General features: G+C 60.3%; 19 protein-coding genes and 1 tRNA gene. 6 read left to right on the top strand and 14 right to left on the bottom strand.

Annotated elements, in window-relative coordinates; all coding sequences use genetic code 11:
• Window positions 1-7: 7 nt before the first annotated feature.
• Window positions 8-904, bottom strand: a complete 897-nt coding sequence (locus tag AC13RC_RS31960) for a LysR family transcriptional regulator (RefSeq protein ID WP_488559587.1) — start codon at window positions 902-904, stop codon at window positions 8-10.
• A gap of 66 nt (window positions 905-970) precedes the next feature.
• Here AC13RC_RS31960 and AC13RC_RS31955 point away from each other — a divergent pair, with 66 nt between their 5' ends.
• Entirely contained in the window at window positions 971-1,630 is a 660-nt protein-coding gene (locus tag AC13RC_RS31955) for an NADPH-dependent F420 reductase (RefSeq protein ID WP_488559586.1), read from the top strand.
• Window positions 1,631-1,713: 83 nt separating this feature from the next.
• Here AC13RC_RS31955 and AC13RC_RS31950 read toward each other — a convergent pair whose 3' ends face one another.
• A complete protein-coding gene (locus AC13RC_RS31950) occupies window positions 1,714-2,544 on the bottom strand; it encodes an aldo/keto reductase (RefSeq protein WP_488559585.1) in 831 nt (276 codons plus the stop codon).
• 144 nt (window positions 2,545-2,688) lie between these two features.
• A complete protein-coding gene (locus AC13RC_RS31945) occupies window positions 2,689-3,237 on the bottom strand; it encodes a L,D-transpeptidase family protein (RefSeq protein WP_488559584.1) in 549 nt (182 codons plus the stop codon).
• Between the two features lie 148 nt (window positions 3,238-3,385).
• Between AC13RC_RS31945 and AC13RC_RS31940 the strand changes: the two genes are divergently transcribed.
• Window positions 3,386-4,069 (top strand): response regulator transcription factor, encoded by a 684-nt coding sequence (locus tag AC13RC_RS31940; RefSeq protein WP_092717256.1) that lies wholly within the window; start codon window positions 3,386-3,388, stop codon window positions 4,067-4,069.
• A gap of 7 nt (window positions 4,070-4,076) precedes the next feature.
• Window positions 4,077-4,532 carry a cyclic nucleotide-binding domain-containing protein gene (locus tag AC13RC_RS31935; RefSeq protein ID WP_069614788.1) on the top strand — a complete coding sequence of 152 codons (456 nt, stop codon included), beginning with the start codon at window positions 4,077-4,079 and terminating at the stop codon, window positions 4,530-4,532.
• A gap of 119 nt (window positions 4,533-4,651) precedes the next feature.
• Here the strand turns inward: AC13RC_RS31935 and AC13RC_RS31930 are convergent, their stop codons facing one another.
• From AC13RC_RS31930 to tesB, 6 genes are all read right to left on the bottom strand, one after another.
• Window positions 4,652-5,455 carry an exodeoxyribonuclease III gene (locus tag AC13RC_RS31930; protein ID WP_488559583.1) on the bottom strand — a complete coding sequence of 268 codons (804 nt, stop codon included), beginning with the start codon at window positions 5,453-5,455 and terminating at the stop codon, window positions 4,652-4,654.
• A 202-nt stretch (window positions 5,456-5,657) separates the two neighbouring features.
• Window positions 5,658-6,326, bottom strand: coding sequence for an outer-membrane lipoprotein carrier protein LolA (locus AC13RC_RS31925; protein ID WP_488559582.1), 669 nt, complete (start codon window positions 6,324-6,326; stop codon window positions 5,658-5,660).
• A 136-nt stretch (window positions 6,327-6,462) separates the two neighbouring features.
• A complete protein-coding gene (locus tag AC13RC_RS31920) occupies window positions 6,463-9,141 on the bottom strand; it encodes an FtsK/SpoIIIE family DNA translocase (RefSeq protein ID WP_488559581.1) in 2,679 nt (892 codons plus the stop codon).
• A 273-nt stretch (window positions 9,142-9,414) separates the two neighbouring features.
• Entirely contained in the window at window positions 9,415-10,782 is a 1,368-nt protein-coding gene (locus tag AC13RC_RS31915) for an ammonium transporter (RefSeq protein WP_113330874.1), read from the bottom strand.
• Window positions 10,783-10,809: 27 nt separating this feature from the next.
• Window positions 10,810-11,160, bottom strand: coding sequence for a P-II family nitrogen regulator (locus tag AC13RC_RS31910; RefSeq protein ID WP_015341499.1), 351 nt, complete (start codon window positions 11,158-11,160; stop codon window positions 10,810-10,812).
• 213 nt (window positions 11,161-11,373) lie between these two features.
• On the bottom strand, window positions 11,374-12,258 hold the full coding sequence (gene tesB, locus AC13RC_RS31905; protein WP_488559580.1) for an acyl-CoA thioesterase II: 885 nt from the start codon (window positions 12,256-12,258) through the stop codon (window positions 11,374-11,376).
• Between the two features lie 83 nt (window positions 12,259-12,341).
• Here tesB and AC13RC_RS31900 point away from each other — a divergent pair, with 83 nt between their 5' ends.
• Window positions 12,342-13,556, top strand: a complete 1,215-nt coding sequence (locus tag AC13RC_RS31900) for a ubiquinone biosynthesis hydroxylase (protein WP_488559579.1) — start codon at window positions 12,342-12,344, stop codon at window positions 13,554-13,556.
• Window positions 13,557-13,595: 39 nt separating this feature from the next.
• Here the strand turns inward: AC13RC_RS31900 and AC13RC_RS31895 are convergent, their stop codons facing one another.
• A complete protein-coding gene (locus tag AC13RC_RS31895) occupies window positions 13,596-14,474 on the bottom strand; it encodes a LysR substrate-binding domain-containing protein (RefSeq protein WP_488559578.1) in 879 nt (292 codons plus the stop codon).
• Window positions 14,475-14,708: 234 nt separating this feature from the next.
• On the opposite strand from AC13RC_RS31895, the gene AC13RC_RS31890 reads away from it, so the two are divergent.
• A complete protein-coding gene (locus AC13RC_RS31890; protein ID WP_488559577.1) occupies window positions 14,709-15,959 on the top strand; it encodes an MFS transporter in 1,251 nt (416 codons plus the stop codon).
• A 9-nt stretch (window positions 15,960-15,968) separates the two neighbouring features.
• On the opposite strand, the gene AC13RC_RS31885 is transcribed toward AC13RC_RS31890, so the two are convergent.
• From AC13RC_RS31885 to AC13RC_RS31870, 4 genes are all read right to left on the bottom strand, one after another.
• Window positions 15,969-16,157 carry a Trm112 family protein gene (locus AC13RC_RS31885; RefSeq protein ID WP_037154712.1) on the bottom strand — a complete coding sequence of 63 codons (189 nt, stop codon included), beginning with the start codon at window positions 16,155-16,157 and terminating at the stop codon, window positions 15,969-15,971.
• A gap of 9 nt (window positions 16,158-16,166) precedes the next feature.
• Window positions 16,167-16,826 (bottom strand): LON peptidase substrate-binding domain-containing protein, encoded by a 660-nt coding sequence (locus tag AC13RC_RS31880; RefSeq protein WP_488559600.1) that lies wholly within the window; start codon window positions 16,824-16,826, stop codon window positions 16,167-16,169.
• Window positions 16,827-17,079: 253 nt separating this feature from the next.
• A complete protein-coding gene (gene trxA, locus AC13RC_RS31875) occupies window positions 17,080-18,051 on the bottom strand; it encodes a thioredoxin (protein ID WP_152094822.1) in 972 nt (323 codons plus the stop codon).
• Between the two features lie 159 nt (window positions 18,052-18,210).
• On the bottom strand, window positions 18,211-18,720 hold the full coding sequence (locus tag AC13RC_RS31870) for a prolyl-tRNA synthetase associated domain-containing protein (protein ID WP_488559576.1): 510 nt from the start codon (window positions 18,718-18,720) through the stop codon (window positions 18,211-18,213).
• Window positions 18,721-18,964: 244 nt separating this feature from the next.
• On the opposite strand from AC13RC_RS31870, the gene AC13RC_RS31865 reads away from it, so the two are divergent.
• Window positions 18,965-19,039, top strand: a tRNA-Gly gene (locus AC13RC_RS31865).
• Window positions 19,040-19,163: the final 124 nt, after the last annotated feature.

Raw genomic sequence — 19,163 nt, 5'->3', positions numbered from 1 at the left:
CATCCGGTCACACCGATCCGTGGCCGCCGAATTGCGCCGAAACGAAATCGAGAAAGCTGCGGAGCTTCGGCGTGATGCGGCGATCCGGCGCATAGAGAACATGCAGCTGGCGCGTCGGCACGCTGTACCCGGGCAAAAGCGGCACCAGTGCTCCGGTTTCCAGGCTCGACTGAATGAGTTCGGACGACTGCAGAACGATACCGAGCCCTGCCAGCGCGGCTTTCAGCAGCGCCTCACCATTGTCGATCATCAGCCGGCCAGAAATCGGAACGCTCACATTCCCCTGTGGTCCTTCAAAATCCCAATGAGTCCTCAACATTGTATGCGAGAAGATCAGGCACTCATGATTTCGGAGATCGTCCGGCGTGGAGGGGGTGCCGTGGGCGCGCAGATAGCTCGGCGCAGCACAGATCATCAGGCGATAAGGCCCTAGACGGCGGGCGATCAATCCGCTGTCAGCAAGCTCACCGATGCGAAAGACCGCGTCATAGCCCTCATCGATCAGATCCACCATGCGGTTCGTCAGCGACAAATCGATCGAAACTTCCGGATGCGCATTCAGATATTTCGGAAGCACCGGAGCGAGCGCATGGATACCGAAGGTGACCGGGGCATTGACCCTCAGCTTGCCGCGCGGCACGGCCCGGGTTTCCGCCGCCAACGCCTCTGCTGCCTCGACTTCTGCCAGAATATTGCGCGAGCGCTCGTAAAACTGGCTGCCGACCTCCGTCAGGTGCTGACGGCGCGTGGTGCGGTGGAGAAGCCGAACACCAAGATGTTGTTCGAGAAATTGTACATGTTTGCCGACGAGCTGCGGCGACATGTTCAAGGCCTCTGCCGCGGCGCTGAATGAGCCGAGCTCGACTGCCTTGACGAAGATGCTCATGCCGGACAATCGATCCATTAGAAACAATCCGTTTAAAGTATCGATATATCTAGATCATTTATCCGGATATGGATATAATCTTATGTGTTTGTCAGTCACAACAAGGAGCTGACGAACATGAAAATCGCTGTCATTGGTACCGGAAATATGGGGGCGGGACTGGCTCGTCTGCTGACCCAAGCAGGGTCCGACCTGGTCATTGGCCATCGCGATCCCGCAAAGGCAGCAGCCTTTGCCGCCGAACTGGGCGCTGGCATCGAAGCGGGCGGCGTTGCCGCCGCTATCAAGCTTGCCGATATCGTCATACTGGCGCTGCCCTATAGCGTTATCGCGGAAACGCTGAAGGAAGCCGGAAATCTCAAGGGCAAGGTGCTGATCGATATCAGCAATCCCGTCACCGCAGATTTCAGCGGCCTCGTCGTCGGGCACTCGAGTTCGGCCGCCGAAGAAATCCAGGCGCTTGCGCCCGAGGCGACGGTGGTGAAGGCTTTTAATACGATTTTCGCACCGCTGCTGCCCGTCGAGGGACGTAACAGCAAGGTGCTGCAGGTCTTCATTGCCGGAGACGACGAGAAGGCCAAGCGCGCCGTATCCAGCCTCGTCAAATCCATCGGCTTCGAGCCGGTCGACGCGGGTCCGCTCCGCAATGCCCGTTTCATCGAACCGATCGGCGAGATGAACATCCACTTCGGCTTCTTCCTCGGCAAAGGTCCGACGGTGGCACCGGCCTGGGTTCAGCTCTGACGGCACTCAGGACTCCAGGATGACAGAAGGGGCTCGGAGCCTTCACTCCGAGCCCCTTTGCATAAGCGGATCGCAACCTGCGATCAGAAACTCGCCGTCAGCGGATCCGGCCCGATACGGCCGCCAGCCGAATCGAGCTTGGCCATATCAGCCAGGTCTTCGCCGTCGAGCTTGAAATCGAAAACCTTGAAGTTCTCCTCGATGCGGCTCGGCGTCACCGATTTCGGGATGACGATCAGGCCGTTGTCGATATGCCAGCGGATAATGACCTGCGCTGGCGTGCGGCCATGTTTGGCGGCGACCTTGCCGATGGCGGCGTTGGTGAGAAGCTTGCCCTGGCCGAGCGGGCTCCAGGATTCTGTCTTGATGCCGAGCTTGTCGTGAACCGCACGCAGTTCCTTCTGCTGGAAGGTGGGATGCAGCTCGATCTGGTTCAGCACGGGCGTCACGCCGGTCTCGCCGATGATACGTTCGAGATGCGCGGCGGCAAAATTGGAAACGCCGATCGAACGGGCGCGGCCTTCTTCCTTCAGGCGCACGAAAGCCTTCCAGGTATCGAGGTAGCGGTTGCGGTGCGGCGACGGCCAATGGATCAGGTAGAGATCGACATAATCGGTGCCGAGCCGCTTCAGGCTTTCGTCGAAGGCCTTCAGCGTGGAATCGAAGCCCTGCGCCTCGTTCCAGAGCTTGGTTGTGAGATAGATATCCTCGCGGGCGACGCCGGACTGGCGCATGCCTTCGCCGACCCCATCCTCGTTGGCATAGATGGCTGCGGTATCGACATGGCGATAGCCGGCTTTCAAAGCCGTGCTGACGGCCATCGGCGCAACATTCTCCGGCGTCTGCCAGACGCCGAGGCCGACCTGCGGAATGGAATGGCCGTCATTGAACGTGATTGTCGGTTGCGTGGTCACGATAAGTCTCCAAAGGATGATAAGTGGGTGGAGTGAAGGCGTGATTTAAATTCTGAAAGGAAAGGGCCGGCCTGGTTCGCATGGATGCACCAGTCTGGATGCCATATAGTGGAGAATGTTGGGATTTTAACCCCGGCCGACATTTCAGACAACCCGAACGGTCGTACCCCTTCGCAGCGATGGCAGAATGCGCCTCATGTCGCGAAGGCTGATTGCGACACACCCGGCCGTCGGCTCATATCCCGGCCTGATCAGGTGAAAGAAAATCGCTGAGCCGCGGTTGCGCCTGCGAGAGCTCACATTCCAGTCGAGCACCAGGCAGACGTCGTAGAGGCCGTCGCCTCGCCGCAATTCCTCATGGCTTGGCCCGAAAGGAGCTTTCACCAGCCTGTTATAGTTGGGATCGCCGGGCTGGTCGCACCACAGCATATCTTGACGAATGCGCCGCATAGGCAGCGCCGTCCGCAGAAAGCGAACCCGATCGCCGCGCGTGAAGCCGTGAAGCAACTTCATATCCGCGATGGGTGTTGCACCGTCTCCTTCGCGCTTCAATATGCTGCGTCCGGATCGGCCGATCGCTGCCGGTACCGTCATGCTCCCCACCTGTACCAGCGCCCGCGTTTTCTTACCTGGCGCAGGACGCACGACGATTGTCGAAGCGGTCCGCCTGGCCCCCGCCCTTGTCTTTTGCATTTTCCTCACATGTTTTTGCTTTGCGCGTGATTTCATTTGAAATCATAGCAGTTTCAACCAAACGACCAAGCCTGAGCCGCGTCGCGACTTGCTAAAAATGCAATTTGGCGTAGGACTTAAGTGGGATTAGAACGAGGACCCGAACGGCATGACCGCACGCACCATTCTCCTGGTGGACGATGATAACGACCTGCGTGAAATGTTGGTCGAGCAATTATCGCTTTACGAGGAATTCAACGTCCTGCAGGAGGCGACCGCCGGAAAAGGCGTGCAGACCGCGCGCACCGTGCCTGTCGATCTCCTCATCATGGATGTCGGCCTGCCCGATATGGATGGCCGCGAAGCCGTGAAGCTGCTGCGCAAGAACGGCTTCAAGGCGCCGATCATCATGCTGACGGGGCACGATACGGATTCCGACACTATCCTCGGCCTCGAAGCCGGCGCCAACGACTATGTGACGAAGCCCTTCCGCTTCGCCGTCCTGCTTGCCCGCATCCGCGCACAATTGCGCCAGCACGAACAGAGCGAGGATGCGACCTTCACGGTGGGACGCTACCTGTTCAAGCCAAGCCAGAAGCTGCTCACCACGGAAGACGGACAAAAGATCCGGCTCACCGAAAAGGAAGCCGCCATCATCCGCTATCTCTATCGCGCCGACCAGAAGGTCGTCACCCGCGACATCCTTCTCGAAGAGGTCTGGGGCTATAATTCCGGCGTGACCACCCATACGCTCGAAACCCACGTCTACCGCCTTCGCCAGAAGATCGAGCGCGATCCCTCCAACGCCGAAATCCTTGTCACGGAAAACGGCGGCTACAAGATCATTCCATAGGCGATCGATGGCGCTGAACGACGATATCCGACTGCTGTCGCAACTGCCGCTGTTTCACGGCATGGGCGATGAGCCGCTGCGGCTGATCGCCTTCGGCGCCGACCGCCGCCATGTGAATGAGGGCCAGACGCTGTTCCGGGAAAAATCGCCGGCCGAATGCGCCTATGTCATCACGCGCGGCAGTTTCGAGCTCAGCACCATCGATGCCGACGGCCAGAAACAGGTGGAAGCGGTGGTACAGGCAGGCACCATGCTTTCGGAACTGGCGATGGTGACCTTGGTAGAGCGGAAATACACGGCTGTTGCCGCCGAAGAATCCGACGTGATCCGCATCACCCGCGCCCTCTTCCATCGGCTGATCGAAGAATACCCAGACGCCGGCCTGCTGATCCAGAACCGTATCCGCGAAAACTTCGCCGCCCTTGCCAGGCAGGCAGCCGCAATGCTCGGCCGCTTCTCCTGACAGCAATTCCAGGAAAAGTGCGAAGCGGCTTTCCGTCCGGAATTGCGTAAATACAAAAGGATAGAGCGTTTTCGCGATTCAAAGAAAAGCGCAAACGCTCTAACAAGTTCAATTCCGCTTCAGAGATTGAAATGCGCTATGACCGGCACGTGGTCGGACGGACGGTCCCAGCCGCGCGCCGCTTTCAGGATCTCGATGCGCTGCAGATGTGGACCGAGATCGGAGGAAGACCAGATATGGTCGAGGCGGCGGCCGCGGTCGGCAGCCTCCCAATCCTTGGCGCGATAGCTCCACCACGTATAGAGCTTCTCGCTTGCCGGTACCTGCTGGCGCATCAGGTCGAGCCAGGCGCCGCGTTTCATCACCTCGAGCAACCCTTCGGTCTCTACAGGCGTATGGCTTACGATCTTCAGGAGCTGCTTGTGCGACCAAACGTCGTGCTCCAGCGGAGCGATATTGAGATCGCCGACGAGGATCGCGGAGGTGTTCTGCTCGGCATTGGCATGCAGCTTCTTCATCTCCTCGATGAAATCGAGCTTGTGACCGAATTTCGGATTGATGGCGCGATCCGGCTCGTCGCCGCCGGCCGGAACATAGAAATTGTGCAGGCGGATGCGCCGGCCGCCGCGCTCGAAGATGGCCGAGATGTGCCTGCTGTCGCCGACATTGCAATAATCCTGGCGATGGTCCTCGGTCAGCGGGAAGCGCGAGGCGATGGCCACGCCGTGATAGCCCTTCTGGCCATGGATGATGATGTGCTCATAGCCAAGCGCCCGGAGCGGCGCATGGGGGAAAAGCTCGTTCGGAACCTTGGTTTCCTGCAGGCAGAGAATATCGGGCCGGGCCTGCATGACGAATTGCTCGACGATCGGCATACGCAGCCGCACCGAATTGATATTCCAGGTCGCAATCGAAAATCCCATGCCCGAGCCTTTTCCTTGGAGCAATTCGAGGAAAAGTGCGCAGCGGTTTTCCGTCCGGAATTGCGTCAAAACAGACAGTCGGAGCGACTCGGCGATTCGATGAATCACCGGTCTCTCCGGTCAGCGTAAGGCTTTAGACCGGCTGTAGCGGAAAGAAAAGCGCCATTCGCCGCTTACCTATGGCTCGGGATGGAGTCGACCGTCAGCGCGTATAGTCGATGCGGAAAACGCTGTCGTCGAAGGCGACGTTGGTCTTCACATTGTTGATGATAACGTCGGTCGTCTTGCCCTGCGGATCGATAACGGTCCATTGGCGCAGGTCGTAGCTCTTCGAATCGAAGATCATCGTGATCGTCGAATCGCCGAATACGGTGCGGTTGCCGAGCGTGATCTTGGTCAGATCCGGCTGCGAATCGACATTGCGCACCATGTCGGCCGAAAGGTCGATCTTGTTGGCCAGCAGCAGGCTGAGCGGCGTCTTCGATAGCTGATACATATTTCTTGTCTGCGTCTGGTCGTTGATGACCTGCACGTTATTGCCGTCGCAAATCACGCGCATGCGCGACGGCGGATCGTAGTTGAAACGCATCTTGCCGGGCCGCTGGATGAAGAATGCGCCGCTCATCTGATCGCCGCGCGGTCCGATCTGCAGGAAACCGCCCTTCATCGACTTGATGGATGAGAAATGATCGGCAATGGCCTGGGCGATACCGGGATTGAGGGTCGCTGCAGCTGCCTGCGTCTGCGCCTGGGCCTGCGCGAAAGCCAAAACCGGCAGAGCACCTGCCGCGCCGACCGCAAGCACGGCGCCGAGTAGGTGCCGGCGGGTCAGGGACAGTCGGCTGGACGGCTGCGCATCAAATTTCGTCATCGAATTCTCCTTCATGCTTCGTCCATGGCGCGCAAAATCGGCGTCTTCATGGCGCAACGGCCCAGGGCCGGTAAGGGGCGGCAATCAAATTTCCCTGAACATAGAGGGGATATGCGACACGGAAAGGCTGATTGCCTCAGCGATCGAGAATATCGGCTTCGGTGGGAACGAGGATCTCACGTTTGCCGGCGTGGTTGGCCGGGCCGATCACACCTTCCTGCTCCATGCGCTCGATCAGCGACGCCGCACGATTGTAGCCGATGCCCAGTCTCCGCTGGATATAGGAGGTCGAAGCCTTGCCGTCGCGCAGCACGATCGCAACAGCCTGATCGTAGGGATCTTCCGAATCGGAGAGATTGGACGCGCCAACCGGACCGTGGCCGTCATCATCCTCGTCATCATCGGCGGTGATGGCATCGAGATATTGCGGTGCACCCTGCGTCTTCAGATAGGCGACGATATCCTCCACCTCGCCATCGGAAACGAACGGGCCGTGCACGCGCTGAATACGCCCGCCGCCGGCCATATAAAGCATGTCGCCCATGCCGAGCAGCTGTTCGGCTCCCTGCTCGCCGAGGATCGTGCGGCTGTCGATCTTCGACGTCACCTGGAAGGAAATGCGGGTCGGGAAGTTTGCCTTGATCGTGCCGGTGATGACGTCGACGGACGGACGCTGCGTTGCCATGATGACATGGATGCCGGCGGCACGCGCCATCTGCGCCAGACGCTGCACGGCGCCTTCGATATCCTTGCCGGCGACCATCATCAGATCGGCCATTTCATCGATAATGACGACGATGTAGGGCATCGGCTTTAGGTCGAATTCTTCCGTCTCATAGATCGCCTCGCCGGTCTGGCGATCGAAGCCGGTCTGCACGGTCCGGCTGATCGCCTCACCCTTTGCGACGGCCTGCTCGACGCGCGTATTGAAGCCGTCGATGTTGCGCACGCCGATTTTCGACATCTTTTTGTAGCGCTCTTCCATCTCACGGACGGTCCATTTGAGCGCGACGACGGCTTTCTTCGGATCCGTGACGACGGGCGAGAGCAGATGCGGAATGCCGTCATAGACGGAGAGTTCGAGCATCTTCGGATCGATCATGATCAGGCGGCACTGCTCCGGCGTCATGCGATAGAGCAGCGACAGGATCATGGTGTTGATCGCAACGGATTTACCCGAGCCGGTGGTACCGGCCACGAGCAGATGCGGCATCTTGGCGAGATCGGCAATCACGGGTTCGCCGCCGATCGTCTTGCCGAGCGACATGGCAAGCTTCGCCTTGGACGTCTCGAAATCGCGGCTGGCGATGAGCTCGCGCAGATAGACCGTTTCGCGCGTCGAGTTCGGCAGCTCGATGCCGATGGCGTTGCGGCCGGGCACGACGGCGACGCGCGCGGCGATCGCGCTCATCGAACGGGCGATATCATCGGCAAGGCCGATGACGCGCGACGATTTGATGCCTGGCGCCGGCTCCAGCTCATAGAGCGTGACGACCGGGCCGGGGCGGACATGGATGATCTCGCCCTTGACGCCGAAATCCTCGAGCACGCCTTCGAGCATGCGGGCATTCTGCTCCAGCGCATCGGCCGAGAGCGTCGCATCGCGGGCGACGGCCTTCGGCTCGGCAAGCAGATGGACGGCGGGGAGCTGGAAGCCATAGGGACGGATGAAGGAGGTCTGCGCCTCGCGTTCCGCCCGCGCACCCGGTTTTGGACGCGGCGCGGCCGGAGTGACACGATGGCCGGCAACGGCTCCCTTTGGAGCAGCCGGCGGGGCCAACGGCCACTCGTCATCCTCATCGTCAGGCAGGATATCGGCCGGACGCCGCGGATCGCGATCATAGATCGAATCCTCGTCTTCATCCTCATCGTCACCGAGACTGATCGACGGCGCGGAAACGACGCGGCGCGCCGGACCATCCATGGACGGCTCCAGACGGTCGCCCCGAGCCATGGGTGCCTTGGCGCGCACCGGCTCGTTCAGCGTACCGAATTCGTCGTCGTTGAAATCATAAGGCGCATCGAAGGCATGGTCGCGGCGCTTGCGCGGCCCCATGCCGAACAGCCGGCGCAGGCGAGCCTGCGTGTTGTACCAGGCATGCATGACCGCACCATAGGCCATGAAATTGGCGAGGAAACCGCCACGGTCGTCATCGTCATCCTCGTCCTCATCGCCGACCCGGCGGGCACGGCTGCGGGTTCCCTCGTAATCGTCCTCATCACTTTCGTCTTCCACGAGGTTTTCGCCGATGACGCCCGAGGCGAAGAGCATGAGCCAAATGGCCGGAACGGCGAGGACCGAACCAATGATGATGGCGACGACACCGCTCGGATAGGTGCCGATGAAGAGGGCTGGAAGACGCAGAAGAAGATCGCCGACGACACCGCCGATACCGTTCGGAATCGGCCAGGTGGGCGGCGCCGGGAAGCAGGCGATGGAGCCGGCCGCGACGATGCAGCCGCCGAACCAGGCGCCGAGGCGCGAGGGTACCCGATGAAGCTTGCGGTTTGTGATCAGCGCAAAGGCCCAGGCGACAACGGGTAGCATCGCCAGGATCGAGGCAAGGCCGAACGACTGCATCATGATGTCGGCAAAGGCGGCGCCGGGAAAGCCGAGCAGGTTGGTCGGCGCATTGGCAGTTGCGTAGGAATAGCTGGGGTCCATGACGTTCCAAGTCGCCAGCGCCGCAACGGCGAGCGCGAGCAGGAACAGTATCGCGAAACCCGTCAGGCCCTTGACCTGACGCCAAACCACGCTCGATAGCGATAAACGGTCGGGGCGACCGCTCAACGCCGCCGAATTGCTTCTGCCCATGATATCCAGCCCCGTTCCTGTCCAAAGCGCAAACGAATCGGTCTATGCCCACTCGCCGGCAGGTTAGCCATACCTAATCAGAGGAGGGTTAATGGCATGTTAACCATGCATGCCAACCTCATGAATCGCCTGTCGTCTGAAGAAAAATGGCTGTGCACGAACGAAAAGGGCCCGAACCAAGGTCCGGGCCAAGGGCGCCTATTTGCAATGAAATAGGACGCGACGGGATGTTGAGCGAAACCGGAGAGTTTGCCCCGGTTTCGCAAGCTCCAATCAGGAATTGTGGTAGGCCGCTTCGCCGTGCGAGGCGAGGTCGAGACCTTCGCGTTCGGCTTCCGGAGCGACGCGCAGGCCGATGATGACGTCGACGACCTTGTAGAGGATCGCCGAGCCGATGCCGCACCACAGGATTGTCGTGACGACAGCGGTCAGCTGGACAACGACCTGGCTGCTCATCGTGACGCCATCGGCATAGCCGACGCCGCCGAGCGAGGCACTGGCGAAGATGCCGGTTGCGATGGCGCCGAAGATACCACCGATGCAGTGTACGCCGAAGACGTCAGCCGTATCGTCGTAGCCGAACTTGTTCTTCACGACCGAGACGAAGAAGTAGCAGAGCGGCGAGACGATCAGGCCCATGACGATCGCGCCCATCGGACCGGCGATGCCGGCTGCAGGCGTGATGGCGACGAGGCCGGCAACCATGCCCGAAGCGCCACCGAGCATGGAGGCCTTGCCGCGGGTGAAGGTTTCGACCAGCGACCAGGAGATGATGGCGGCTGCCGTTGCGACGAAGGTATTGACGGTTGCGAGCATCGCGCCGCCGGAAGCTTCGAGGTTGGAGCCGGCATTGAAGCCGAACCAGCCGACCCAGAGCATCGATGCGCCGACCATGGTGAGCGTCATGGAGTGCGGAGCCATCATGTCCTTGCCGAAGCCGACGCGCTTGCCGACGAGAATAGCGCCGACGATGCCTGCAATACCGGCATTGATGTGAACGACGGTGCCGCCGGCGAAGTCGAGTGCGCCCATCTTGAAGAGCATGCCGTTGGAATCCCAGACCATGTGAGCGATCGGGAAGTAGACGAAGGTCGCCCACAGCGCGCAGAAGAGCACGGCTGCGCCGAACTTGATGCGCTCGGCGAAGGCGCCGATGATGAGTGCCGGCGTAATGGCGGCAAAGGTCATCTGGAACAGCATGAAGATGAATTCAGGGATGACCACGCCCTTGGTGAAGGTCGATGCCGTCGTCGAGGTCGAGACGCCCGACAGGAACATCTTGGCCGTGCCGCCCCAATAAGGGCTCGAACCACCGCCGAAGGCGAAGGAATAGCCGTAGAGAACCCAGAGGATCATCACGACCGCGCCGATCATCGTGCACTGCATCAGAACCGAGAGCATGTTCTTGGCGCGGACGAGACCGCCATAAAACAGCGCCAGACCCGGCACGAGCATGAAGAGCACGAGAATGGTGGAGATGAACATGAAGGCGGTGTCGCCCTTGTCCGGAACCGGTGCAGCGGCGGTCGCAGCGGCTGCAGCCGGAGCGGTCTCCTGCGCAAAGGCGATCGCCGGCGCAAGCAAGGCCGCAGAAAGCGCACCCACCCGTGTCAAGGCGGAGGAAAGCTTAGAAAATGACATGCAAATAACTCCCTGATCCGCCGTGTCTTACAGCGCTTCTGAATCGGTTTCGCCCGTACGGATGCGTACGGCATGGTCAATGGAATAGACAAAGATCTTGCCGTCGCCGATCTGGCCGGTCTTGGCGGCCGACGCGATGGCCTCGACGGCCTTGTCAACGGTTTCGGATGCGACTGCGACCTCGATCTTCAGCTTCGGCAGGAAGCTGACGGCATATTCGGTGCCGCGATAAATCTCGGTATGCCCCTTCTGGCGCCCGTAACCCTTCACTTCGGTCACAGTCAGGCCCTGGATGCCGACAGCCGTGAGGGCCTCACGGACCTCATCGAGCTTGAACGGCTTGATAATGGCCATCACAATTTTCATCTGGTTTCCCATCCTTTGTTAGCCTCGGCACGGAGCCGACTCTCCTTGCCGCCGACGAGTGTTTCTGCAGCGACTGGCCATATACATTCAAAGGACGTGCCAGATTCGTGACACATTTATAACGTGTTGAAATAAAACAGATTTATTGCACAGACCCAATAAAGTGGCATTTCTCATTGCGAGAGCCGCACAAATAAAGTGCAAATTTATAAATTTGCCGATTATTTAAGCATTTGCCTTTTTACGAATCAGGCCTTCCTGCGCCACCGACGCAATCAGGACACCGGATCGCGTAAACAGGCTGCCGCGGGTAAATCCGCGGGCGCCAGAGGCACTTGGGCTTTCCTGGCTGTAGAGCAGCCAGTCGTCGAGCTTGAAGGGACGATGGAACCACATGGCATGGTCGAGACTCGCCACCTGGACGGTCGGATCCAGTACCGATGTGCCATGCGCATTCAGGGAAACATCGAGCAGCGTCATGTCGGAGAGATAGGCAAGCACGGCATTCTGGTAGAGCCGGTTATCCGGCACCGGCCCCGTGACCCGAACCCAGATATTCTGCCGCTGGCTCGGCTGCGCGCGCGAGAAATAGCTCTCGATCGAAACGGGCCGGATCTCGATTGCCCGCTTGCGCTCCCAATAGCGGCGGACATTCTCCGGCGCATGGGCGAGATAGCGCTGTTTGACCTGCTCCTCGTCCATCAGTTCCTCCGGCATCGGCACGTCGGGCATGTCGCCCTGATGATCGAAGCCTGGCTCGTCGACCTGGAAGGACGCCGTCAGCGCAAAGATCGCCTTGCCGTGCTGGATGGCCAGTACACGCCGCGTATTGAAGCTCGAGCCGTCACGCAGGCGATCGACCTGATAGAGGATCGGAACCGAGGGATCGCCGGGCAGCATGAAATAGGCGTGCAGCGAATGCGCGAAGCGATCGCCATCCACCGTTCGCTGCGCCGCCATTAAGGCTTGGCCGATGACCTGCCCGCCGAAGACGCGCTGCCAGCCGACCTGCAGGCTATTGCCGCGAAACAGGTTCATCTCGATCGTTTCGAGATCCAGTGTCGCCAGTACGGTTTCCATCGGGGTGAGCTTCTCGGTCTCTCGCGACATTTTGCTTGAACTCCCATGGTAGGAACCGTCAACAGGATGCTCTATATAGAGCAGGACGTGACAGTAAGACACAGGGAAGCGCTATGTTGGACATGCTGGTAGTGGGTGGCGGATATGTGGGTCTTGCCGCAGCGGTCGCAGTCAAGCAGGCAGCCCCCCACCTCGATGTCATGATCGTGGAAGCCGCACCGGAATCCGCCTGGAAGAAGGATATGCGCGCATCGGCGATTATCGCCGCCGCCGCCAAGATGCTTGAAGTTCTGGGTGTCTGGAACGAGATCGCGCCGGAGGCCGAGCCGATCACCCGCATGATCGTCACCGATTCGCGCACCGGCGATCCCGTCCGCCCGGTCTTTCTCACCTTCGACGGCGAAGTGGCCGACGGCCAGCCCTTCGCCCACATGGTGCCGAACCTCACCATGGTTGGCGCGCTCCGTGGCGCCTGCGAGCGTCTTGGCATTACGATCAAGCATGGCCTCAGCGCCACGGATTTCGTCACCGACGACAACAAGACCACGCTCACCCTTTCGGACGGCAGCACGCTCGAAACGCGGCTTCTGGTCGCCTGCGACGGCGTGCGCTCCAAGCTGCGCGACATGGCGGGTATCAAGACCGTCAATTGGGATTACGGCCAATCCGGCATTGTCGTCACGGTCGAGCATGAGCGCCCGCATGGCGGCTGTGCCGAGGAGCATTTTCTGCCCTCCGGCCCCTTCGCCATCCTGCCCTTGAAGAACAATCGCTCCTCGCTCGTCTGGACGGAGCGCACCTCCGACGCCGAACGACTTGTGGCTTCCGACGATCTCTTGTTCGAAGAGGAACTGGAGCGCCGCTTCGGCCACAAGCTCGGCGCACTGCGCACGATCGGCGACCGCCGCGCCTTCCCGCTCGGCCTGACGCTTGCCCGCGCTTTCGTCGCGCCGCGCTTTGCGCTGGCCGGCGATGCCGCCCACGGCATTCACCCGATCTCCGGCCAGGGCCTCAATCTCGGCTTCAAGGATGTGGCGGCCCTTGCCGAAACCATCGTCGAGGCCGACCGCCTCGGCCTCGATATCGGCTCGATCAACACCCTCGAACGCTACCAGACCTGGCGCCGCTTCGACACCTTCCGCATGGGGGTGACGACCGACGTGCTGAACCGGCTGTTCTCCAACGACAACACGCCGCTACGCATCGCCCGCGATTTCGGGCTAGGGATCGTCGACCGCCTGCCCAGCCTCAAATCCTTCTTCATCGGCCAGGCAGCGGGGACGACTGCAAGGGATAATCCGCGGCTGTTGGCTGGTGAGGCGATCTGAAGAGTCGGGGTCGAATCGACAATCTCTGAAGCGGAACCTCTATTCGAGGTTCCGCATCTCGGCATCCATCCAGCTGCAGAATTGCCGGACCGCTCTCGATTCCGAACGGCGCCGGTAGCGATACGTGCCGGTTTCAACCGGTTCGTAGCCAGGCAAGTTTACCAGTGCACCCGATTTCATTTCCCGGCCCGTCAGGATGGTCGGTGCGAGCAGCACGCCAAGACCGGCGACGCAGGCATGAAGCGCAGCGTCGTCCGTGTCGAAGGCATGGCCGAAGGAAAAATCTGCCGGTGAAAGATGGAACGCCTCGCACCAGAGCCGCCAGTCCCAGTTACCCACACAGCATTGCAAAGCCGGCAGGCGCGGAACGGCAATCTCCCGACGATTAGCATCTTTCGCCAGCAAACCAGGGGAAACGACCGGGCGGCGCAAGTCGCGCGCAAGGAACTCCCATCCTTCGGCGACTTCCCCTATCCGGAAATGTCGAATGCTGACATCCGAGTCGGGAATGACCGGAAAACCGCGTGCGGAACTCGTTTCCACTCGGACGCGCACCTGTGGGCAGAGAGCGCGAAAGCGATCCAGTGACGGAATGAGCCAGCGCAGCGCAAGCGACGTGGTGGCGTGGACGCCGATTTCGTTTTCGTCGCGATAAAGCGCCTCGGCCGAGCGCTCGATGAGCCCGATCGCCGGCGCGACCTCCTGATAGAACCGCCGCCCTATTTCGGTAAGAGAGATGGTGTTGTTACCTCGGCGGAAGAAGCTCACTCCCAGCTCGTCCTCAAGCTTTTTGAGCTGGTGGCTCACCGCGCCGGACGTCACACCAAGCTCAGCGCCGGCGGCCGTCAGGCTTCCGGTACGCGCAACGATCGCAAACACCCGGATGGCGTTGAGAGAAACACTATGCCTTCCCTGCATGAATTTTCCTCAAGCTCCCCTCAAATTCCTCGTTTGAGCATCACGCGAAAATCCAGCACAAGCATACGCATAAAATGCTGATAGATCTGCGGCGTGGCCAAACCAAGCCGTCCAAATCCATAGCATGGCTGCCGGTTAAGGCAGCATTACTTTCTTTTCATTTTACCGACTGAGCAACCTGCCCATCTTTCCCATTCCGCCAGAAACAAAAAGCTGCTCCACCAAAGGTCCTTGATGCCTCCTCTTCGACATCGCTACCGCGACCCGATCACGCTTTTCGCACTGATTACGTGGATGCCATTCCACTCGCCCATAGTCCGTGCTGTTGCCGCGCTGTCACTCACACAGCTCATCGGCTGGGGCTCAACCTTCTATCTGCCGGCGGTGATTGGGCCTGCCATAGCTCGCGAGCTGGACATTGGTCTGCCCATGGTCATGGCGGGACCGACGATCATGCTCATTGTCATGGCGATGGTGTCCTGGCCGCTGAGCTCAATCATCGAACGCCACGGCGCGCGGCCGATCATGGCTTTCGGCTCTGCTATGGGCGCAATCGGCCTGCTGCTGATAAGCCTAGCCCACGGTCCGGTGTCTTATGTCCTACCGTGGATCATTCTCGGCCTTGCCGGCGCCTGCATGCTGACGACGCCGGCCCAGATCGCGGTGAGCGAGGTCGCCGGCGAGAAAACACACCAGGCACTTGGGGTATTGATACTGGTCGGCGGGCTGACATCGACCATCGTCTGGCCGACGACGGGGCTTCTCCAGGCGCAATGGGGCTGGCGCATGACAAGCCTGACCTATGCCGCTTTGATGCTGCTTGTCTGTCTTCCACTGCATTGGATTGCGCTTGGCCGCCACCCTAGGGAACGATCGCCCGTGACAGCGACAGCCGAACCCAACCCTATCGACAGGCCGAGTTTCACTTTACTGGCTTTAAGCTTCGCCGCCAACGGCTTCGTGACCTGGGGATTTGCCCTCACCATCATCGTCCTGTTCGAGGCTGCAGGTCTCGATCACGCCAGCGCGCTAGCAGCGGCGGCCTTCATTGGTATCGCCCAATGGGCGGGGCGCATGGTCGATTTCCTCGGCGGCCGGCGCTGGTCGGGCTTCGTCACCGGCCTCGCGGCCTCTGCCTTGTTTCCGCTGAGCTTCATCGTTCTTTTGCTGACCAGCAATTTCGCCGGCGCCATGCTTTTCGCCACACTCTACGGCATGGCGAGCGGCATCACCGCCGTCACCCGCGCAACGCTGCCATTGCAGATTTTCCCGGCTGACACCTATGCACGTGCATCTGCTCGGCTGGCCGTGCCGCTCAATCTTTCCTTTGCGGCCGCGCCACCGGCATTCACCGCCATCATGACATTAGCGGGTGCCCACGCCGCCCTGTGGCTGGCCCTTGCAATCTCGATTTTTGCATATTGCGCGCTTCTCGGTCTTTTGCTGGTACACCGCCGAATGAAGCGCGCATCACATCAGCACTGAAACTGCCCTTCAATCCTCGATACGTCTTGCCTCCGAAATCAGCATGATCGGAATGCCGTCGCGGATCGGATAGGCGAGACGCGCCTTTTCCGAGATCAGCTCGTTCTTTTCCCGGTCATAGCTCAGCCGCCCCTTGGTCAGCGGGCAGACGAGCAGATCGAGCAGTTTCGGGTCGACCTTGCTGACGGTGACATCCATCTGAAACTCCTACTGCAGCAGGGAATCGGTGTCGCCGGAGCCGGCGAGCACGATTTTGACAATGGCGATGAAGGTTTCTGCCCGGGTCTTCAGGTCAGGCGCCTCGAGAAGGGCCTGTTTCTCAGCCGGATCGAAGGGCGCCATCATCGATAGCGAATTGACCAGCATCATGTTGTCGGCCCGCTCGACGCTTTCCCAATCCGCCTCCAGCCTGTTGGCCTCCAGATAGGCACGGAAAGCCGAAAGCAGTGCCGGGCGATCGACCGTGCCTTCCTCGTGATGGGATTTCAGGTCCGAGATGAAGGGGGTGATGCGGAATATGCGATAGGGCTGGTGGGTAGTGATTTCATCCATCAGCCGGAAACGGCATATGCCCGTCAGTGCGGCGATATAACGCCCATCGCCGGTCTCCGAGAGGGAGGTGATGCGTCCGAGGCAGCCGACATGCGCCAGATTGGACGAATCCGGCGGCTCTCCCAGCGCCGGCTGGATCATGCCGATCAAACGATTTCCGGCGATCGCCGCATCGAACATGGCGAGATAGCGCGGCTCGAAGACATTGAGCGGCAGTTGCGCCCCGGGCAGCAGCAGCGCGCCGGATAAGGGAAAGACGACCACCGATTCGGGCAGATCGCCCGGCTTCAGATATCTCGCATTGCCGACTTGCATCTTTTCCATCCCGCTAGATCGCCCCGACGCGCTGCGCGCCGCAGTGGGCCGCGCAGGAACGACACACATTCGCGGTCATCGCCCCTTTTCGCGCCGCGTCACCGACAATGTGAGCCCGTCTGCCGAAAACACAAGAGCATTTTCGATGAAAACGCCGATGGGAGCCGTTTGCCGGATACATAGGACGGCCGTCTAACAAGCGATCGCCCGGAAGGTTCCGCGCGATCGCCATGCTCGTAGGACAACCGACCCGTTATGAAAACAGAATAGAGGAAAGCTTGCGCCGCGCCGCGATCGTGGCGGGATCCTTGGCACCCCATACCTCGAAGAACTCCAGCAGCTGGCGGCGCGCGCCGTCATCGTCGTAGCTGCGGTCCTTGCGCATGACGGTCAGAAGATGCTCGGCCGCCTCCTCGCGCTTGCCTTCGACATTGCGGATCTTGGCGAGCTTGATGCGCTGCTCGTGATTGTCGGGATTGGATGCCAGCTCCCGTTCGATCGCCACGGGATCGCCGAGCTTGCGGGCTTCGTCGATCTGGTCGAGCTTCTTGACCACGGCCTGGATACCGGCATCGTTGGCGAGCGTTTCCGGCAGATCGGTCAGCGCTTCGCGGGCGCGCTGGCTCTGGCCGGCGGCGATCATGCATTCGGCCATGCCCGCGAGCGCCTTGGCATTTTCCGGATCGGCCTGCAGCACCGCGCCGAAAAGTTCGGCCGCGCCATTGACGTCGCCGGCGGCAAGCAGGCCGCTTGCCTCTTCCAGAACGGCAGCAATCTCGGCTGCCGGATCGTCGCCGCCAGCGGGACCGCCGAGGCGATCGATGAACTGGCGAACCTGGCTTTCCGGCACCGCACCCATGAAGCCATCGGCCGGACGGCCGTTGACGAAAGCGATGACGGCCGGGATCGACTGGATGCCGAGCTGGCCGGCGATCGAGGGATGATCGTCGATATTCATCTTGACCAGCTTGACGCGGCCCTTGGCTTCGGTGACGACCTTTTCGAGCACCGGCGTCAGCTGCTTGCACGGGCCGCACCAGGGCGCCCAGAAATCGACCAGCACCGGCTGGTTGCGCGATTCCTCGATAACGTCCTTGGCGAAGGTCGCTGTCGTCGTATCCTTGATCGGCGAAGCGCCGCCAGCGGCTGGCGTGGCGCCGAAGGATGCCGAGGCCGACATCTGCCCGCCGAAGGAAGCGTTATAGGGATTGTTCGAACCGCTCATGAGTGTCTCCCGCCTGCCGGCATCCTTGATTTTGTGAGAAGCATGATCTCCAGACGAGACGACGAGGTTCGCCTGCCAGCACGCTCCATGAAGTGGCCAAAGCGACCGGACAATCCGAAGAGAAGCCGACCGCTATAATCTTAGCGCTAAAATCGTACGTTAGCTCGTCACTTTCAAGACTAGCGGCGTATGACCCGTCGCCTCCATGAAGCGCAGGAGATCACCGCTGGCAATCGAGGTGGTCGCATCGTTCGACAAGGGATGGCAATTGACAATGTCATGCGCCATCAGCTCGGCATCGAGGACGAAGGTGACATTGTTGGCGATGTCGTTGATCGCGCCGAAGGCCGTGACGGAGCCCGGGATGACGCCAAGATATTCCATCAGCTTTTCCGGCTTGCCGAAGGACACCTTGCTGGCCGCACCGATCAGCGTGTGCACGGTCTTCAGGTCGACCGTCGCGTTTTCCTCGACGGTCAGCAGGAAGAAATTGTCCTTCTTGTCCTTCACGAAGAGGTTTTTCGTATGGCCGCCCGGAATTTCGTCGCGCAGCGATACCGATTCGGCGACGGTGAAGACCGGAGCATGATCCTTGGTCGTATGGCTGATACCGAGCCCATCCAGGAATCGGAAAAGATCGTCGCGGTTTTTCGGGCTGGTCTCGGTCATGGCGTCTCACAATCGAAAATGGTTCGCCCCTGATACGTCGCCCACAATTTCATTGCAATCTTCGAGACGACAAAGCCCGGCGTTTCCGGGCTTTCCAATGGTTCGCGAAAAGAAGATGCAATTTTTCTTCGCGAACTCGTCATTTCCCTGTTGCATTTGAAAAATGGTTAGGCCATATAGCGCCCGTCGCCGCAAGACGACGCCCAGCGGTCCAACACACTACCCCGGATCGCGACGGGAATGAGCGGGTGTAGCTCAGGGGTAGAGCACAACCTTGCCAAGGTTGGGGTCGAGGGTTCGAATCCCTTCGCCCGCTCCAGTTTTCCAAGATCTTTCGCGAAGAGAAGAAGTCACGGCTCAGGCCGAGGCTGGCATTTTGCCGAAAAGGCAAGTTTGCGTATTCCTGTTTCCTTCCCTGCATCTATGCCTTGCCCACACCGCAG

It is taken from the genome of Martinezella sp. CNPSo 3890, assembly GCF_057784455.1.
Note: the sequence above shows the minus strand (reverse complement) of the source record. Positions and strands in the feature narration are given on the sequence as shown.

Bases quoted from the DNA above. Each gene is read 5' to 3' on its own strand.
- AC13RC_RS31930 (WP_488559583.1), bottom strand. From the start codon at position 5,455: ATGGGATTTTCGATTGCGACCTGGAATATCAATTCGGTGCGGCTGCGT.
- AC13RC_RS31910 (WP_015341499.1), bottom strand. From the start codon at position 11,160: ATGGGAAACCAGATGAAAATTGTGATGGCCATTATCAAGCCGTTCAAG.
- AC13RC_RS31915 (WP_113330874.1), bottom strand. From the start codon at position 10,782: ATGTCATTTTCTAAGCTTTCCTCCGCCTTGACACGGGTGGGTGCGCTT.
- AC13RC_RS31900 (WP_488559579.1), top strand. From the start codon at position 12,342: ATGTTGGACATGCTGGTAGTGGGTGGCGGATATGTGGGTCTTGCCGCA.
- AC13RC_RS31885 (WP_037154712.1), bottom strand. From the start codon at position 16,157: ATGGATGTCACCGTCAGCAAGGTCGACCCGAAACTGCTCGATCTGCTC.
- AC13RC_RS31870 (WP_488559576.1), bottom strand. From the start codon at position 18,720: ATGACCGAGACCAGCCCGAAAAACCGCGACGATCTTTTCCGATTCCTG.
- AC13RC_RS31960 (WP_488559587.1), bottom strand. From the start codon at position 904: ATGGATCGATTGTCCGGCATGAGCATCTTCGTCAAGGCAGTCGAGCTC.
- AC13RC_RS31890 (WP_488559577.1), top strand. From the start codon at position 14,709: ATGCCTCCTCTTCGACATCGCTACCGCGACCCGATCACGCTTTTCGCA.
- AC13RC_RS31920 (WP_488559581.1), bottom strand. From the start codon at position 9,141: ATGGGCAGAAGCAATTCGGCGGCGTTGAGCGGTCGCCCCGACCGTTTA.
- AC13RC_RS31895 (WP_488559578.1), bottom strand. From the start codon at position 14,474: ATGCAGGGAAGGCATAGTGTTTCTCTCAACGCCATCCGGGTGTTTGCG.
- AC13RC_RS31945 (WP_488559584.1), bottom strand. From the start codon at position 3,237: ATGCAAAAGACAAGGGCGGGGGCCAGGCGGACCGCTTCGACAATCGTC.
- trxA (WP_152094822.1), bottom strand. From the start codon at position 18,051: ATGAGCGGTTCGAACAATCCCTATAACGCTTCCTTCGGCGGGCAGATG.
- AC13RC_RS31940 (WP_092717256.1), top strand. From the start codon at position 3,386: ATGACCGCACGCACCATTCTCCTGGTGGACGATGATAACGACCTGCGT.
- AC13RC_RS31925 (WP_488559582.1), bottom strand. From the start codon at position 6,326: ATGACGAAATTTGATGCGCAGCCGTCCAGCCGACTGTCCCTGACCCGC.
- AC13RC_RS31880 (WP_488559600.1), bottom strand. From the start codon at position 16,826: ATGCAAGTCGGCAATGCGAGATATCTGAAGCCGGGCGATCTGCCCGAA.
- tesB (WP_488559580.1), bottom strand. From the start codon at position 12,258: ATGTCGCGAGAGACCGAGAAGCTCACCCCGATGGAAACCGTACTGGCG.
- AC13RC_RS31935 (WP_069614788.1), top strand. From the start codon at position 4,077: ATGGCGCTGAACGACGATATCCGACTGCTGTCGCAACTGCCGCTGTTT.